Source organism: Streptomyces sp. NPDC059866 (assembly GCF_042731325.1).
GTDB lineage: Bacteria > Actinomycetota > Actinomycetes > Streptomycetales > Streptomycetaceae > Streptomyces > Streptomyces flavusporus.
Genome location: NZ_JBHWJT010000021.1, coordinates 151,733 through 168,000, shown reverse-complemented (window position 1 = coordinate 168,000; position 16,268 = coordinate 151,733). Strand labels below are relative to the sequence as shown.

Annotated in this window: 18 protein-coding genes; 8 read left to right on the top strand and 10 right to left on the bottom strand. The window is 70.5% G+C overall.

Translation table 11 applies throughout. The features are described from left to right. Positions 1 to 73 precede the first annotated feature (73 nt). Positions 74 to 817, top strand: coding sequence for a class E sortase (locus ACFV7R_RS30465; protein ID WP_385269140.1), 744 nt, complete (start codon positions 74 to 76; stop codon positions 815 to 817). Between the two features lie 183 nt (positions 818 to 1,000). Here ACFV7R_RS30465 and ACFV7R_RS30460 read toward each other — a convergent pair whose 3' ends face one another. The 5 genes from ACFV7R_RS30460 to ACFV7R_RS30440 form a co-directional block, all read right to left on the bottom strand. Continuing rightward, positions 1,001 to 1,846 (bottom strand): GNAT family N-acetyltransferase, encoded by an 846-nt coding sequence (locus ACFV7R_RS30460; RefSeq protein WP_385269138.1) that lies wholly within the window; start codon positions 1,844 to 1,846, stop codon positions 1,001 to 1,003. Positions 1,847 to 1,948: 102 nt separating this feature from the next. Further along, positions 1,949 to 2,278, bottom strand: coding sequence for an antibiotic biosynthesis monooxygenase family protein (locus ACFV7R_RS30455; protein ID WP_385269136.1), 330 nt, complete (start codon positions 2,276 to 2,278; stop codon positions 1,949 to 1,951). A 66-nt stretch (positions 2,279 to 2,344) separates the two neighbouring features. Beyond that, positions 2,345 to 2,797, bottom strand: coding sequence for a YbhB/YbcL family Raf kinase inhibitor-like protein (locus ACFV7R_RS30450; protein WP_385269134.1), 453 nt, complete (start codon positions 2,795 to 2,797; stop codon positions 2,345 to 2,347). A gap of 64 nt (positions 2,798 to 2,861) precedes the next feature. Further along, positions 2,862 to 3,479, bottom strand: a complete 618-nt coding sequence (locus ACFV7R_RS30445) for a hypothetical protein (RefSeq protein ID WP_385269132.1) — start codon at positions 3,477 to 3,479, stop codon at positions 2,862 to 2,864. Next, positions 3,476 to 4,597 carry a CapA family protein gene (locus ACFV7R_RS30440; protein WP_385269188.1) on the bottom strand — a complete coding sequence of 374 codons (1,122 nt, stop codon included), beginning with the start codon at positions 4,595 to 4,597 and terminating at the stop codon, positions 3,476 to 3,478. The genes ACFV7R_RS30445 and ACFV7R_RS30440 overlap by 4 nt, the downstream gene beginning before the upstream one ends. Positions 4,598 to 4,740: 143 nt before the next feature. Here ACFV7R_RS30440 and ACFV7R_RS30435 point away from each other — a divergent pair, with 143 nt between their 5' ends. The 3 genes from ACFV7R_RS30435 to ACFV7R_RS30425 all read left to right on the top strand — a co-directional run bounded on the left by ACFV7R_RS30435 (position 4,741) and on the right by ACFV7R_RS30425 (position 7,620). After that, positions 4,741 to 5,412 (top strand): dienelactone hydrolase family protein, encoded by a 672-nt coding sequence (locus ACFV7R_RS30435; RefSeq protein WP_385269130.1) that lies wholly within the window; start codon positions 4,741 to 4,743, stop codon positions 5,410 to 5,412. 122 nt (positions 5,413 to 5,534) lie between these two features. After that, entirely contained in the window at positions 5,535 to 6,293 is a 759-nt protein-coding gene (locus tag ACFV7R_RS30430) for an IclR family transcriptional regulator (RefSeq protein WP_385269128.1), read from the top strand. Between the two features lie 208 nt (positions 6,294 to 6,501). Beyond that, positions 6,502 to 7,620 carry a PP2C family protein-serine/threonine phosphatase gene (locus ACFV7R_RS30425; protein WP_385269126.1) on the top strand — a complete coding sequence of 373 codons (1,119 nt, stop codon included), beginning with the start codon at positions 6,502 to 6,504 and terminating at the stop codon, positions 7,618 to 7,620. Here the strand turns inward: ACFV7R_RS30425 and ACFV7R_RS30420 are convergent, their stop codons facing one another. Continuing rightward, entirely contained in the window at positions 7,621 to 8,004 is a 384-nt protein-coding gene (locus tag ACFV7R_RS30420) for an ATP-binding protein (RefSeq protein WP_385269186.1), read from the bottom strand. 238 nt (positions 8,005 to 8,242) lie between these two features. Between ACFV7R_RS30420 and ACFV7R_RS30415 the strand changes: the two genes are divergently transcribed. Both ACFV7R_RS30415 and glpK read left to right on the top strand, forming a co-directional pair. Then, positions 8,243 to 9,010: an IclR family transcriptional regulator gene (locus ACFV7R_RS30415; protein ID WP_385269124.1), complete on the top strand. Its 768-nt coding sequence runs from the start codon at positions 8,243 to 8,245 to the stop codon at positions 9,008 to 9,010. Positions 9,011 to 9,049: 39 nt separating this feature from the next. Next, a complete protein-coding gene (gene glpK / locus ACFV7R_RS30410) occupies positions 9,050 to 10,564 on the top strand; it encodes a glycerol kinase GlpK (RefSeq protein ID WP_385269122.1) in 1,515 nt (504 codons plus the stop codon). 143 nt (positions 10,565 to 10,707) lie between these two features. Here glpK and ACFV7R_RS30405 read toward each other — a convergent pair whose 3' ends face one another. The 4 genes from ACFV7R_RS30405 to ACFV7R_RS30390 form a co-directional block, all read right to left on the bottom strand. Continuing rightward, positions 10,708 to 12,060 (bottom strand): erythromycin esterase family protein, encoded by a 1,353-nt coding sequence (locus tag ACFV7R_RS30405; protein ID WP_385269120.1) that lies wholly within the window; start codon positions 12,058 to 12,060, stop codon positions 10,708 to 10,710. Between the two features lie 27 nt (positions 12,061 to 12,087). Further along, entirely contained in the window at positions 12,088 to 13,068 is a 981-nt protein-coding gene (locus ACFV7R_RS30400; protein ID WP_385269184.1) for a sigma-70 family RNA polymerase sigma factor, read from the bottom strand. Positions 13,069 to 13,453: 385 nt separating this feature from the next. Next, the gene (locus tag ACFV7R_RS30395) at positions 13,454 to 14,275 is read right to left on the bottom strand and encodes a hypothetical protein (RefSeq protein ID WP_385269118.1); all 822 of its coding nucleotides are present in this window, start codon (positions 14,273 to 14,275) and stop codon (positions 13,454 to 13,456) included. 4 nt (positions 14,276 to 14,279) lie between these two features. After that, positions 14,280 to 15,179: an alpha/beta fold hydrolase gene (locus tag ACFV7R_RS30390; RefSeq protein ID WP_385269116.1), complete on the bottom strand. Its 900-nt coding sequence runs from the start codon at positions 15,177 to 15,179 to the stop codon at positions 14,280 to 14,282. A gap of 142 nt (positions 15,180 to 15,321) precedes the next feature. Here ACFV7R_RS30390 and ACFV7R_RS30385 point away from each other — a divergent pair, with 142 nt between their 5' ends. Further along, positions 15,322 to 15,555, top strand: a complete 234-nt coding sequence (locus ACFV7R_RS30385) for a hypothetical protein (RefSeq protein ID WP_385269114.1) — start codon at positions 15,322 to 15,324, stop codon at positions 15,553 to 15,555. A gap of 10 nt (positions 15,556 to 15,565) precedes the next feature. Continuing rightward, positions 15,566 to 16,195, top strand: coding sequence for an HAD family hydrolase (locus tag ACFV7R_RS30380; RefSeq protein WP_385269112.1), 630 nt, complete (start codon positions 15,566 to 15,568; stop codon positions 16,193 to 16,195). Positions 16,196 to 16,268: the final 73 nt, after the last annotated feature.

The window sequence follows — 16,268 nt, the reverse complement described above, 5'->3', positions numbered from 1 at the left end:
TCGTCCAGCTGTCCATTCGCGGCGACATCGCCTTTGCGGTGTCGGTTGTGACCGAGCGCCGGTCGGGAGTGCCATGGCCCTCACACGTGCCGCCAGCACACCTCTGGCCTTCGGACTTCTCCTTCTCGTCACAGGATGTGCCGGCGCCGACACGCTCGGCACCTCCCCGCCCGTTCCCCACCATGCCCCGGCCCGTACGTCCTCGTCGCCGGCCGTGACGCCCGAGGCGGCAGCCCCGTCCTTGCCTTCGTCCAGTCCGCTGCCGGACGCCGATCCGCGCTCCGACTCCGCCTCGCTGAGCATCCCTGCCATCGGGGTGCGGGACCTGGAGGTCGTTCCGTACGAAGGAACGACGGACGACGCACCGGGGACGCGCATCCAGGACCGCGGCGTCGCCGCCAGCCCCTACGGTGACCAGGGCGGTGTCGGACCCGGCGAAACGGGCAACTACCTCGTCACCGCCCACCGCCTGAGCGCCGGCGGCCCGCTGCGCGAGCTGCTCGAACTCGACAACGGTGACACCGTACGCGTCGAGTTGGGGAGCACCGTCTACACGTACAAGATCACCGAGACCCGGTGGACGTCCTTCCGTTCGGCGCGCTCACTCGCCGAGCAGCGCGCCGCCGTACCCGGCTCGCCCGGCGAAGTGCCCACCCAAGCCATGATCACCGTATCGACGTGCGCCACCCCCGAGGACAACGCGGCGGGGAACTTCTGGCGCGACGACAGGAACAATCCCGAGCACCGCATAGACAAGATCGGCGTACTCGCGTCGGCGGAGCGGTCGGCGGGCAGCAGCTCCGCTCCGCGGGGCTAGGGCCTGTCCGGCGGATCAGGTCGCGGAGAAGTAACGGTGACTGATCAACGCAGGTGAGCGGGGTCTGGTGCGTCCGGCTGCAAGGCGGAGGAGGGCGTCGACGCGGAGCGTCGGCAACCGACGACAACGCCGCAGCCGGGCGTGCCAGACCCCGCGTCCGCGGCATGATCCGCCGGACAGGCCCTAGGACCGGGCGGGCTGATTGGCGATCAGAAGAGTGGTCCCGGCCGGGCGGAAGCCGAGGCGGGTGTAGATGCGGGCGACGGCATCCTCCGCGTAGGCGAGAAAGACAGTATCCACGCCGTGGTTCCGGGCGTGGATCGCCAGCGCCGCCGTGACGGCGGCTGCCAGTCCTTGGCGGCGAGCGGTGGGGAGGGTGCCCACACCGCCGATCTCGGTGGTGCCGTGAGCGGGGTGGTGGTGGCCGACGGCGATCGGAGTGCCGTCAGGGGAGAGAGCAGCGATGAGCGTTTTGTGCCCGGCGCGGATGGCGGGACGAGTTGTTGCCGACGCGCCGTCCGCGGTCACCTCTGCGGCCACCCTCGCCAGTTCCGCGCGGCCCGCCGAGCCCACCGAGGTGCCTGCCGCGGCGAAGGCGAGGCGGGGGAGAGCGAGGGCTGCGGGCAGAGCCGGGTCGTCGGCGGTCAGCTCGCGGATCGTGACGCCGTCCGGCAGCGGCTGCGGGCGCATGGGGGACTGCGGGTCGAGGGCCATCAGCGGGCGTTCTTGCACGGGGAGGCCGGCGGCCTCGATACGGGCGCGCAGCGTCGGTGCCGCCTCGGCGAGCCACTCGAAGGCTTCCGGTACGCCGAGTTCACGCTGCCGGGCGCGGACCCGGGCGATGTCGGCGGCGGTGACGGTCGCGGCTCCTGCGGTGGGCTGAGCGTGGCCGGGACCGCCGTAGTACGGCGTGCCTGGTTCTGTGCGCACAAACAGCCGCAGTGGTCCGAAGTCCTCGGCGCCGGCGAACAGAAGCGGCACGGTGGCGTAGTACTTCTCGATGCGGGCACGCAGCGCTGCAACGCTCATACGGCGCATCCCACCACGCAGCGGCCCGGTACCGCATCCGAGAATTCACGGTCCGGCACCGCTGTGCCGGGGGCGGACCCGGCACGGCAGTGCCTGCGTGATCTACGCGTTCTTCGGTGCTGCCTGTTGCACGACGTCGAAGGACCACAGGGTGGAGTGGGTTGCCGCAGGCTGGGGGCGTTCGCCGCTGTCCGCGCCGGTGCCCTGGTGGGCTGCCTTCATGGGTCCCTCCATCCAGGCCCGGAAGGACTCCTCGTCGCGCCACCGGGTGTAGACGAGGTAGGTGTCGGTGCCTTCGACCGGCCGCAGGAGTTCGAACCACTCGAACCCGTCGGAGTTCTCCACGGCGTGGGCACGGGCGGCGAAGCGCTTTTCCAGTGTCTCCCGCTGCTCGGCGGGAACGGTCAGTACGTTGATCTTGACTACGCTCATGCTCCTCATCCTGCCGCACGGCGGGCAGGCAGACGGGGAAGGGGTGAGGCCATGAGGGCCAGTGGGTCAGCGCTGGTACAGCCCCACGAGGGTGCCGCTGGCGAGCTGCCGCTTCTCGACGGCCTCGTGCACCTGGTCGGCGCTGGGCGCGTCGGGGAGGACGCATGGTTCTGCCAGGGCGTAGAGCCGGAAGAGGTAGTGGTGCGGGTTGTCTCCCGGCGGCGGATGCGGTCCGCCCCAGCCATGGTCGCCGTAGCCGTTGACGAGCTCGGTGCCACCGGGCGGGTGCTGTCCGGTGCCGACGCCGTCGCTGTGGGGATCGATGCCGACGACGGCCCAGTGCACGAAGGTGCCCGACGGGGCGTCGGGGTCTTCGCACAGCAGGACCAGCTCCGCCGCGTCGTCCGGCACGCCGCTCCAGGTCAGCGGAGGGGAGGCGTTGTCTCCCTCGTACGCGTAGCGGCGCGCGATGAAGGATTGGTCACTGAATGCGCTGCTCTTGAGGTCGATGCCAGCCATATGGCCCGGGGTACCCAGGCCGGGGCCGGACATGCGTGATCGTCGCGCGAGCCGGCCGGCCTGCTCATGTGAACGGCACCGCATAGGTGCGGCCCTCGACGCCCCACTCCCCGCTCGGCGGTTCCGCCCCGTCGTCGATCGCCCGCAGTGTGGGCCGGCCGATATGGGCGTAGACCAACCGCCGCACCCCGTGCCGTACGGCCTGCTCGGCAACGGTGTGCACGGGTGCGTGGCCGCCGACACCGCCTCGGAACCGTATCGGCCGGTCCCACGCGGCGGCCTCGGCGAACATCAGGACCGCCCCCACGGCCCAGTCCGGGAACTCCCGGAATTCCGGCGCCCACACCACCCTCACTGCCCCCGCTTCGATCCGGTAGCCGTATGCGGGATGCGAGGTGTGGACCACCGGACAGCACCGTACGTACACGTCGCCCAGGTCCAGGTCGCCGGAGCGCAGCCGGACGCCCCGTGCGGCTGCGCTCCGGCGCAGCGCGGCCCGCAGTTCCGACTGCTCGTCGGTGACCAGCCAGCCGTCGAGCCGCCCGGGCGGCGGTTCGGCGCCCGGCCCGCCGTCGAAGGCCACGCGGTGACCGGCGCAGCGCAGCAGCAGACCGGCGGGCCCGAACCGCGGCGAGTTCATCGCCCCGATGCCGAGCAACGTCAGCCGCAGCCGGCGGGTCATCGGCCGGTCCGCGTGCCGGGACGCAACACCAGTGTCTCGTCGGGCTGCAGCGCCACGTGCACGCCCGCACTGATCCGGTCGAGCGTCGCGCACAGCCATACGCGGTCCTGGCCGGCCGCGGGTTCCAGCCGCATCCGCCGGGCCTGCAGGGGCACCATGCGCAGGCCGGCCAGCCGTCCGGTGTCCGCCGCAACCGTCACGAAGTAGGCGAGGCGGAGATCGTCGCGGTACTCCTCGTAGCCGGAGATGCCTTCGTAGTCGTCGATGAAGTCGCCGCAGCCGTAGAGAATCAGCCGGTCCCGGTACACCTCCAGGGGACGCGGATGATGCGAGGAGTGGCCGTGGACAAGGTCCACGCCGCCGTCCACCAGGACGTGCGCGAAGCGGACCTGGTCCCGGGGAACGTGGTAGCCCCAGTTGGAGCCCCAGTGCACCGAGACGACGGCGATGTCGCCGGGCCGCCTGGCCCTTCGTACGCGCTCGACCACGGCGTCGGCGGAAGCCTGCGAGAAGCCGGCCACGTACGCGACACCGGGCAGGCCCGTGGTCGCCTCCCAGTCGGACGGAATGCCGCTCGACGCCGCTCCGAGGGCGAACACCAGCACGCGGCCGGCGCCGTCGAGGGGCACCACCGCGGGCGCGTACGCCTCGGTGGCGTCGCGTCCCGCGCCCGCCGTACGAAGTCCCGCACCGGCCAGGGCGTCCAGGGTCTCCGCCAGGCCGGGGCGACCGAAGTCCAGGACATGGTTGTTGGCCAGGACGCAGACGTCGGGGCGGGCCACTGCCAGGGCGGGCAGGTTGGCCGGGTGCATCCGGTAGTGGACCGCCTTGTCGTGCGCAAAGCCGGCACAGCGGGTGATCGCCGTCTCCAGGTTGATGATACGAACGTCCGGAGCGGCTTCGTCGAGCACGCGCAGCGCCTCGCCCCAGGGCCAGGACGCGGAGACCGGCGCGGGGATCGGTCCGTTGGCCGCCTCCGCCAGCTCCACGTAGGAGCGGGCGTCCACCACGTAGCCCTCCCGCAGCGCCGGGTCGCCGGGGTGGGCAAGGATCTGGTCGACGCCGCGCCCGAGCATCACATCGCCGCACAGGAACAGTGTCACCAGGCTGCCGCCCATGTCCCCACCGTAGGCCGCCTCGCCGCGGGCGTCGTCCGCCACCGCGCCGGTGAAATCCGCGCCGCCCGGACGGGTACCCGGTCCGCAGGACCGACGGCGCATCGGCCATGGGGCCGACAGCCCTGAGGAAGAAGATGATGTCAATGATCTCCCAGGTGGTCACGGTGCCCGCTGAGGGCGCGTCGCTGGTGGGTGACCTGGTCGTGCCGGCGCCGGCACACGGCGTGGTGCTGTTCGCGCACGGCAGCGGCAGTTCCCGCCACAGCCCGCGCAACCGCATGGTCGCCGCCGAGCTGCGCACCGCCGGACTGGCCACGTTGTTGATGGACCTGCTCACCGAGCGGGAGGACCGATATGACGCGCTGACCGCCGAGCACCGCTTCGACATCCCGCTCCTGGGACGCCGAGTGGTCGCCGCGATCGACTGGCTGGAGCAGCAACCGGACGTCAGGGGACTGCCCGTCGCCCTGTTCGGTGCCAGCACCGGTGCGGCAGCGGCCCTGGTGGCCGCCGCCGAGCGGCCCGACCGCGTGGTGACCGTGGTGTCGCGAGGCGGCCGGCCCGATCTGGCCGGCGACGCCCTGGGCGCCGTACAGGCGCCGGTGCTGCTCATTGTCGGCGGTGACGACCAGCAGGTGCTGCGGCTCAACCAGGAGGCGGCCCGGCGGCTGCACGCCCCGCACACCCTGCACGTGGTGCCTGGTGCCACCCATCTGTTCGAGGAGCCCGGTGCGCTCGAGCAGGTCGCCGACACGGCGCGGGAGTGGTGCACAGAGCGACTGCGGTCCGCCCAGGAGGCCACGAAGGGGCGTTGAGCGGCGGGTGTCCGGGCCGTGGGCCGCCCATGGGTTCGCCGGAGGCGGCCGCGGCCTCGGACCGCGGAGCCGCAACGGGCCGCTGCCTTGCCTGCGCCTGGCACCTGGCGCAGGCTGGTCGCATGGGTGCTCATGACGGCCCGACGCTCATCACCTCCGTGCAGCGGGCCTTCCGCCTGCTGGAGGCGGCGAGCGCGCACGAGAACGGCGCGCCGGCGAAGCAACTGGCACGCGAGACGGGTCTGCCCCTGGCCACCGCCTATCACCTGCTGCGGACGCTGGCGCATGACGGATACATACGCAAGCTGGACGACGGCGGGTTCGTCCTGGGCGACAAGCTGCAGGCGCTGCAGACCGCGGGCAGCGGGCAGGCGCTGCTCAGCCGCGTCCGTCCCACACTCGCCGCTCTGCGGGACGAGTTCGCGACCGCCACCTACCTGACCTTCTACGAGGAGGGGGAGATCCGGGTCGCCGAGATCGTCGACAGCCCGCGGGCGCCCCGCGTCGACCTCTGGGTGGGATTCCAGGACGCTGGACACGCCACCGCGCTGGGCAAGTCCGTGCTGCGAGAACTGGACGACGAGTCGCGCAAGGAATACCTCTCCCGGCACACCCTCGCCGACCTCACCCCACGGACGATCACCAGCCCTTCGGAACTGCTCCGGCGGCTCGACACCTCACCCGCGGCCCCGGCCGTCACGGACCTGGAGGAGTACGCCCTCGGTACCGTGTGCGTCGCTGTGCCCGTCTACAGCGGGGACACGCTCGGCTCGCTCGGTGTCTCACTGCCGGTGGACCGGTTGTCCCGACTTAAGGAGATCCGGGCGCGGCTGCTTCCTACCGCGAGTCGAGTGACCAGGAGCCTTTCGCTCACTATCTGAAAAGCGTGGCCTTGTGACGCCCGAGCCGAACCCGTTTCCTGGATGAAGTCGGACAAGTCGGGAGCGCCCCTTGTCGCTCCCTCGCACAGGTGAGGATTGCGGACGAAGCATGCGTCATGCCCGGGACCATGGTGGCGGCCACTGGCCGATGAGGCCCTTCAGGAACCGAGCATCAGCCCACCGGCACGCCGCACAGCTGGCCGCCGGTATGCCCGTACTTCCCGTGCTGATCGTCTCGGTGGCCGTGTTGGTCGCCCTCTTCTGCGGCGCAGGGATGATCTGGCTGCCGCTGCTGGTGGCCGGGCCCGCGCTGGCCGCCACCACCAACGGGCCGCGCGGCGTCCTCTGTGTCGGTCTCCTCGCCCTGGCGCTGGGCGCCGCGCTCGGAGCCCGGGAGGGTGTTCCGGGCTCCGAACTGGCGGCCGTACTGTCCGCTGTGGTGATCGTCACCCTGGCGGGTGGCCTGGCCAGCGTGCTGCGCGGACGTCGTGAGCGCGTTCTTGCGGCCGTTCGCTCGGTTGCGGAGGCCGCTCAGCATGCGCTGCTCAAACCCGTACCGGAGACTGTCGGCCCGTTCCGGGTGGCCGTGCGCTACAGCGCTGCGGCGGCGGAGGCTCGTATCGGTGGAGATCTCTACGCGCTGGTGAACACGCCGTACGGGGTCAGGCTGATCGTCGGCGATGTGCGCGGCAAGGGGCTGCCCGCCGTGAGCACCGCCGCACTGGTGCTCGGTGTCTTTCGCGAGGCCGCCTACGACGAGCCCGATCTGCTTGCCGTCGTCGACCGGATCGAGCGCAGCCTGGCGCGCAACCTCGCCCATGACGACTTCGTCACTGCCGTGGTCGCCGGATACCCGCAGACCGGGCAGCTGGAGGTGGTCAACTGTGGACACGCGCCACCGCTGTTGGTACGCGGGTCGGGCAGTGTTGTGGCGGTGGAGCCCACCCGTCCGACGCCACCGCTCGGACTGCGTGCCCTCTCGGGCGAGGCCCCCAGCCTCCAGGTGCTGCCCTTCGCCGAGGGGGACCAGCTGCTGCTCTACACCGACGGGGTCACCGAGGCCCGCAACCATGGGCGTGAGTTCTACCCGCTGGCCGAGGGGCTTGCGCGACACGTGTGCGACGAACCGGCACGCACCCTCACCGGGCTCCATGACGAACTGCTGGCACACGTGGGCGGCCGGCTGCATGATGACGCGGCGCTGCTCCTGCTCCGCAAACCGGCCCTTGCCGAGACCGGCGAAGGGGCGGCGGACCCGGTGTCTCCCGCGCTGTGTTCATCCGGGGCCCCATCGGCCCCGCTCAGCCGCGCCGATCAGGCTCCGTAGTCACGCCGCGACGAGATCGGCCCACCGAGTGACCCCGCCGGAGTGGACGGACATGCCGTGACGGGTCGCCAGGGCGTGGACGATCTCCTCGCCCCGGCCGTGCTCGTCCGGGTCGATCTCCGCAGCCGACTGCCCCGCCGGACACGCGGGTCCCGCGTCGGTGACTTCGACACGCAGGGTGCCGAGTCCGTCGCCCCGGGCCCAGGACAGCCGCAGCTCCGCCGGGGGCAGGGCGTGGACGATCGCGTTGGTGAGCAGTTCCGACACCACGAGGAGACAGTCCTCGACGAGCTCCGGGAAGACGTTCCAGTCTGCGAGCAGCGCCCGCACGCGTCCGCGCATGACCGAGACCGCCCCCGGGGCGTGCGGGAGCGGGCAGACCATTGCGCATGCCGCCCGAGGCGATGTATTGAGCTGTACCGCCATCTGCTCTCCTCCGTGAGCGCTGTGGGCCGGACGCCGGGCCACAGCGCGCGCAGCCGGGCCTCGTTGCACGCTAAAGAGCAAAACGAGGCCGGTCAACGAATGACGGTCGGCATTACCGAACATCGACGCCCATCCGCTGATGAAGCGGCGCCCCGCACGTACAGCGGACGCCCCATGGCGGGGCTACGCTCGCTTTATGGCCGGCCCGGTTCAGTCGATCGAACGGGCGGCGGCGATTCTGCGTCTGCTCGCCGGTGGGCCCCGTCGACTCGGTCTCGGCGAGGTGGCGGCCTCGCTCGGGCTGGCGAAGGGCACCGCCCACGGCATTCTGCGCACACTGCAGCACGTGGACTTCGTGGAGCAGGACGAGGCGACCGGAAAGTACCAGCTCGGGGCCGCCCTGCTGCACCTCGGCACCAGCTATCTCGACGTGAACGAGCTGCGGTCACGCTCGATCAACTGGGCCGACGCCCTGGCCGCCCGCAGCGGTGAAGCGGTCCGTCTGGGCACCCCCTTGGAGGGCAAGGTCCTGATCGTCCACCATGTGTTCCGGCCGGACGACACACTCCAGACCCTGGACGTGGGCGCGCTGCTGCCCCTGCACGCCTCCTCGCTCGGCAAGGTACTGCTGGCCTTCGGGACCGAGCCCGTGGAGTCGGCCCTGGAATCCGGGCTGGAGGCGTACACCCGGCACACCCTGGTCGCCCGGGAACAACTCACCCGGGCGCTCGTCGAGGTCCGGGAACTGGGATGGGCCGCCGAGGTCCAGGAAATGAGCATGGGCGAAGCCGGCGTCGCCTCGCCGATCCGGGGGCACGGCGGTCTCGTGGTGGGCGCCATCGGACTGTCCGGCCCGGTCGAGCGGATCTGTGACAACCAGGGCCGACCCCGCTCCAGCCTGGTCACCCTGCTGCGCGAGGCCGCACGGGCGATCTCCAGAGACCTGGGCGCGGCCCGCTGGTAGTCCCACCGCCTCTCGATACATCGGAAGGAAGACCCGATCATGGTCGAACGGTATGTGATGTCCATCGACCAGGGCACCAACTCCACCCGATGCATTCTGTTCGACCACCACGGTCGGCTGGTGTCGGTTGCCCAGCGGGAGCATCAGCAGCACTTTCCCCGCCCCGGATGGGTCGAGCACGACGCTCTCGAGATCTGGCGCAATCTGCAGCGCGTCGTACCCGAGGCCTTGTCCGTCGCCGGTGTCGCCGCCGGAGACGTCGTCGCCATCGGCCTCGCCAACCAGCGCGAGACGACGGTGCTCTGGGACCGGCTCACCGGTGCCCCGCTGGGCAGGGCGATCGTCTGGCAGGACACCCGCACAGCACCGCTCGTCGAGGAGTTCAGACACCGGCCCGGAGACGACTTCTTCCTCGAGCGGTGCGGCCTGCCGCCCTCGACCTACTTCTCGGCGCTGCGCATCCGATGGCTTTTCGACCATGTCAACGGGCTGGAGCAGCGCGCCAAGGACGGCGAGGTGCTGTTCGGCACGATGGAGAGCTGGCTGATCTGGAACCTCACCGGCGGTGCGGACGGCGGCCTGCACGTCACCGACGCCACCAACGCCAGCCGCACCATGCTGATGAACATCCGCACCCTCGCCTGGGACGAGGAGCTACTGGCGTTCTTCGGGGTCCCCCGCCCCATGCTGCCCGGGATCCGGCCTTCCGCCGAGAGCTACGGCGATGCCCGCACCGTCCTTCCGGGGATCCGGATCACTGCCGCCCTCGGCGACCAGCAGGCCGCCCTGTTCGGCCAGACCTGCTTCTCCCCGGGCGAGGCGAAGTGCACCTACGGAACGGGCAGCTTCCTGCTGCTCAACACCGGTACCGATGTCGTACGGTCCCGGCACGGGCTCCTCACGACCGTCGCGTACAAGATCGGGGACCAGCCCCCCGTCTACGCCCTGGAAGGTTCGATAGCCGTCACCGGCTCGCTGGTCCAGTGGTTCCGTGACCGGCTGGGACTGATCAGCAGCGCCCCCGAGATCGAGACCCTCGCACGGACCGTCGAGGACAACGGCGGCTGCTACATCGTCCCCGCGTTCTCGGGTCTGTTCGCACCCCGCTGGCGCAGCGACGCGCGCGGGGTCATCGTCGGCCTCACCTCGTACATCACCAAGGGACATCTGGCCCGAGCCGTCCTGGAGGCCACCGGCTGGCAGACCCGCGAGGTCGTCGACGCCATGAACGCCGACTCCTCCGTCGCCCTGAAACAGCTCAAGGTGGACGGCGGGATGACCTCGGACAACCTGCTCATGCAGTTCGTCGCCGATGTACTCGACGTGCCGGTGGTACGGCCCATGGTCGCCGAGACGGTCTCCCTCGGCGCCGCCTACGCCGCCGGGCTCGCCGCAGGCTTCTGGCCGGATCTGGAAGTCCTGCGCCGCAACTGGCACCGGGCCGCCCAGTGGCTGCCGGACATGGACCCTGAGCGTCGGGAGTCGGAGTACGACAACTGGCAACGAGCTGTGGAGCGGTCACTGGGGTGGATCAAACCGCCGAGGCGCACTTGAGGGTGAAGGCGGTCCTCGGATGCTGTGTGCATGCGATCTGTACAGGTACCCGCGCGGCAGAAGGAAGCCGTACGCACTGTTCCAGCTGCTGCAGCGGCAGCACTGACCGACGCCGGAGTGACCCCCGAGACAGCCGTACGCGGCTACCAGAAGGTGCGCGAACCGGCCGGCCGGCCGAGCTGACGGCGGGCGTCGCCGGCCGACGCGGGGCCGGGGCGCAGGGGGGTGAGGGACTCGGTGCGGTCGAGGTAGCAGAAGGCGTCGTAGCGCTGGGCCAGGACGGTGGGTACGTAATTGCCCACAGGCTCGTACTGCGCCTGGTAGACGACGCCGATGGCCCGGTGGCCGCGCTCCTGGTGGAACCACTCGCGCCGGCCGGTGACGGGCGGCCTCTGCAACTGCACGTGGGGGAAGACGAACAGCGCCCGCTGTCCGGGCAGCGCCTGGTGCAGCAGGTCCTCCAGGCTGCCGGCGTGCGCGGCCGGAACATTCATGATCCTCGGCACGTCTCCCCACTCCTCCGCGGCGATCACGGTGCCGGAGTGCGAACCGAAGCCGACCAGCACCACGCCGTCGCCCATATGGCGTTCACGCACCAACTGGCCGACGTTGACCAGGCCCCTGTCGGCCATGTCCGTGGCGCGGGCGTCCCCGATGTGGGTGTTGTGCTCCCACACCACCGCCTTGGCGCCGGAACCGTAGCGCTCCATCAGACGGTCCAGGGTGTCGGCCATGTGGTGGTCGCGGATGTTCCAGGACTCGGGGCCGCTGCTGAGCATGGCCCGGTAGTAACGCTCGGCGCCGGCCAGCACCTCCGCGTTCTGCCGCGCGGCGAACTCGGCGAGGGAGCCGTCCGGCACCGCTGTCTGCGCGGTCCGCTGCCGCAGCTCGGTGAGCAGGGACACCACCTGCGCCTCGCAGCCCTCGGGCAGGATGCGGGTCGCCACCGCGTAGGACTGCGGGTCCTCGGCATACGGCTCGAAGCAGCGGTATGCCTCCAGCGCAGGGCCCACCCGGTCGGGGTCGTGCTCGCGCAGGTGCTCGAGCACCGCGTGCAGCGACTCCCACATGCTGTAGACATCCAGTCCGAGGAAGCCGACGCGCCGCTCCGGCGGCCGCTCCTCGTTGTGCCGGCGCAGCCACCGGGCGAAGGCGGCCACGTCCGTGTTGCCCCACAACCACGCCGGCCAGCGCCGGAAACCCGCCAGCACGTCTCCGGGATCCTCGGGCGAGCCCGGCGCCCCGACGACCGAGCAGTGCACGGCCTGGCAGTCGGGCCAGTCGCCCTCGACTGCCACGAAGGAGAAGCCCTTCTCCTCGATGAGCCGACGGGTCAGCACATCACGTACCCGGTAGTAGTCGGCCGTTCCATGGGAGGCCTCGCCCAGCAGCACATAGCGGGCATCGCCGATACGTTCCAGCAGCGGGTCCAGCGACGCCGCATCGGACAGGGGCAGGGCCTCGTCCCGGATGCGGACCTGGTCGGTGTCGGACACGGCTTGTTCCCCTTCCGCGCGCTTGTCCTATCCCGCCCATTCGAGGAGGGGCTCGTGGCGTTCGGGAGCACGTAGCTCTGCCAGCGCCTGCTTCTCGAGCTGGCGCACCCTCTCGCGGGTCAGCCCCAGGTGCTCGCCGATCTGCGTGAGCGAGCGCGGTCGGCCGTCGTGCAGGCCGTACCGCAGGGTGAGGATCATGGCATCTCTCGGCGGGAGCGTTCCGATGATCGCTCGCAGTTGTGCTGCGAGCGCGCGATACTCCACGACGTCGGCGGCCTGCAACACCTCGGTGTCCTCGATCAGGTCGCCGACCACGGTCTCGCCGCTCTCCCCCACAGGGGTGTCGAGGCTGATCGCCTCACGCCCCACACGGCGCAGTTCCGCGACCCTCTCGACCGAGAACCCGGTCTCCGCAGCGACTTCCTCCACCGTCGGCTCGCGCCCCAGCCTCCCCAGCATCCGGCGTTCGACGCGGCCGAGTTTGGACAGGTTCTCCACCACGTGCACAGGCAGCCGGACGGTGCGTGCATGCTGGGCCAGTCCGCGTTCGATGGCCTGCCGGATCCACCAGGTGGCGTACGTCGAGAACTTGTAGCCCTTGGTGTAGTCGAATTTCTCCACCGCCCGGATCAACCCCATGTTCCCTTCCTGGATGGTGTCCAGGAAGGGCAGGCCACGGCGCGCATGCCGTTTGGCCATCGCCACGACGAGCCGGAGGTTGGCGCGGATCATGTGGTCCTTGGCGCGCTGTCCGTCACGCGCCACCGCCTCCAGGTCCCGGCGCCACTCCGGGGCGAGTTCGCGCCGGTCGGCCTCTGCCTCCCGCAGCAGCTCATAGGCGTACACTCCGGCCTCGATACGCTTGGCCAGATCGACCTCCTCAGCAGCGGTCAGCAAGGGAATGGATCCGATCTGGGTCAAGTACTGGCGTACCAGGTCCGGCTCCTCATGGGGTTCGCCTGGTCGCGCCTGGCGACTGGTGGTACCAGCGTTCGTCTCGGGCGGCATGGTCATCAGCCTCCAAGGTGGAGCACCGCAATCGCCGTTCGGCTCCTGCCCATCATGAGTCCGCCTGATCTCCGGATACCCCGCCCAGCCCTTGTCACGCAGTACCACTCGTCGTACCGCCACGGGCGTGATGCGCAGGGTGGGCTCAGTCAGCCGGGTGCCGGATGATCTCGTCATGGGCGTTGAGGGCCGCAGTGCGCTGCCGGTCCTCGGCGCCGGCCAGGCCGATGGACTCGGTGCCGTGGGCGCCGAGCCGGTGCGCATGGCCGGCCAGGGGCCGAGCAGGAGGAACGACTCGACCAGGAGGCGGTTCGCGGGCAGGCCACGATCTGCGTGCCGGCGGCGGTAGAGGCCGGCGACGGCGGCCGGGGCGTGAAGGGCTCGGTCAGCCGATCTTGAGGAGGCCGGCATCGACGACCGTGCGGCCGAAGGGACGCGCCAGTTCTGCGAGGCGTTCGCAGTCGGCATCACCCAGGGCGGCGTAGGCGGGAAGGGCCAGGCGGTCGGTGCGGTCCTCGATGTGCCGGCGCAGACGTACGCCTTCCGGGCTGAGGGAGTCGCCGTCGAGAAGACCTCGGGTGCGCAGGGCCTCCTCGGTGTCGGCCCATTCCTCCTCGGGCCACGCGCGACTTCCCTTGAGGAAGTCGACGGGAACCTCACCGGTGGCAGCATGCAGAATCAGGGCCTCCAAGCCCCCCACGCCTTCGCTCAGCAAGCACGCGACATGGCCGTCGCCACGGAACTCCCGGAGCAGCGTCTGGGCGTGCCACAGCTGCAGCACCGGTTCCTGCGGCCAGGGCAGCGCGGTATGGGCGGCGAACAACGGGCGGCCCTGCGCCTGTTCGCAGGCCGCCTCGGCGGCCCTGCGTGTCAGGGCCAGAACCTCGTCCAGAGCGGGGAGTTCGTGGATCCCGGCCCGCCGTAGGGCCTCGCCCGCGGCGGCGTGCCGCGCGTCCAGCACCTGCTGCGGCGTCGCCGCGTCCCAGGCCCCGTCGACCGCCTTCCGTACGAAAGCGGGGTTGAAGTTGTAGAAGGTCGAGATGACCAGATCGGCAGATGCCCGGCCGAACGCGGCGCTCCGGGAGGCGAAGTAGCCGGCGCGTCCGCTGAGTCCGAGGTCCGCGTACCGTCGCCTTCCCTCGGGGACGAAGTAGATCATGGCGTGTACGGGCTCGAGCCGGCGCCAGGCTGCTCGGGCTGCCTTCATGGGGTCACCTCTTCGGAGAGTCGACAGACGGGGTATTCGCTTGGGTTCCGGCGGTCCCGGTGGTCCCGTACTCGCCGTGCGCTCGCAGATGTTCGAGCAGCAGGCGACTCAGCGTCTCGGGCGCTTCCTCGGGGACCCAGTGGCTGACGCCCGGGAGGGTTTCGAACCGGTACGGCCCGTTGACCCACTGCCCGGTCTCCTGCGCGGCCACCGGGCCGAACGCGCTGTCCTCCGTGCTCCAGACGTACAGCGTGGGCACATCGATGACGCCGATCGCGCCGTCGGGGCGGCCGGCCCTGTACCAGTTCAGCGCCGCGGTGAGAGCGCCCGGCTGGGACAGGTGCCGCACGTAGGCCTCGACACTGTCCTGCGGGATCTTTCCGGCATAAGCGGCGCGAAGCGCCTTGGCGTCGCCTGCGAGCATGCGCTCTTCGGTTGCGGGTGTTTCGCGCCAGTCGATCATGTAGTGCGATCGTTCGCGCTGGTCCGGGTCGGTGCGCAGGGTGGTGGCCAGAGCGCCGGGGTGCGGGGTCGAGACAACTGTCAGGGTGCGTACGCGGCCGGGGTGGGCATCGGCGGTCCACCATGCCACCGCGCCGCCCCAGTCGTGGCCGACCAGGTCGAACGACGCCCAGCCCAACTCCTCTGTGATTGCGACGACATCCTCGACCAAGACGCTGATGCGGTAGTCCTCGGGACGCTCGGGGCGGACCCCGGGGGAGTACCCACGCTGGTCGGGTGCCACCACCCGGTAGCCGTGCGCGGCCAATGCCGCGATCTGCCGTTGCCAGGCGAGGCCCGTCTGCGGGAAACCGTGCAGCAGCAGCACCGGGCGGCCCTCGGGCGGACCCGCCGCGATCGCGTCGAACACGCCCGCGGCAGTGGAGATGCTCAACTCGGTCATGATTCGACCTTTCATACCGACTGGTCGGTCAGCCTACCGTGCCGCGATTGAAATTGACGCCGGGTTCAACTATAAACGGTCGGGAGGTGAGGCGACATGAGAGAAGTGGCCATCGTTTCGACGGCAAGGGCGCCGATGGCGATTGCCACGGCCGCCAAGCAGATCGTCGGCGGCGGCATGCAGGTCGCTGATCGATTCGGAGCCGTTCAACGTCGATGGTGGAGGGATCTCGGTGGGTCGTCCATACGGAATGACCGGTGTCCGCATGGTGGGGCACGCCCTGATCGAGGGCAGGCGCCGCGGCATCCGGTACGTGGTGATCTCGATGTGTGCCGGCGGCGGAATGGGCGCAGCCGGACTGTTCGAGGTGGCCTGAGGTGTCGAGCGTGACGGAAAAGGCGCGAACCGCGGTCCTCGTGGACTTCGGTGGGGTCATCACCTCCAGTGTGTTGCAGGCTTTTACCGACTTCGGCGCCTCGCTCGGCGGCGATCCTCGGCTGCCGCTGGACCTCCTCAGCCGGGACCAGTCATCACGCACCCTCCTCGCCGACCATGAATCCGGCCGTATCGACGCCGCAGCCTTCGAGCGAGGGTTCGCCGAGCGCCTCCGCGCCCACGGCGCCGACGTACGGGCGGAGGGGCTCACGGCCCGGATGCAAGCGGGAATGTCGATCGACCATGACGTGCTGGCCCTGCTCGGCGATCTCCGCGCCGCCGGGTATCCCGTTGCGCTGGTGTCCAACTCGTTCGGAACCGGAACCTACGACGGCGTCGACCTCGCCGCTGTGGCCGACGCGGTCGTCATCTCCGCCGAGGTCGGGATCCGTAAGCCTTCCCGGCGGATATACGCGATCGCATGCGAACGCCTCGGCGTCGCCCCCGAGGAGGCAGTCATGATCGACGATCTGCAGCAGAACCTCGACGGAGCGGCGCGGCTCGGAATCGGGGGCGTGCTGCACACCAGCGCCTCCGACACCCGCCGCCGACTCGCCGAACACTTCGGGATCACCGCTTGACCGAGCGGCCGGTCGCAGCAGACCGGTTGTGCGGGATCCGCACCGCATCATCTGCTCACATCCCCGGAAGGGA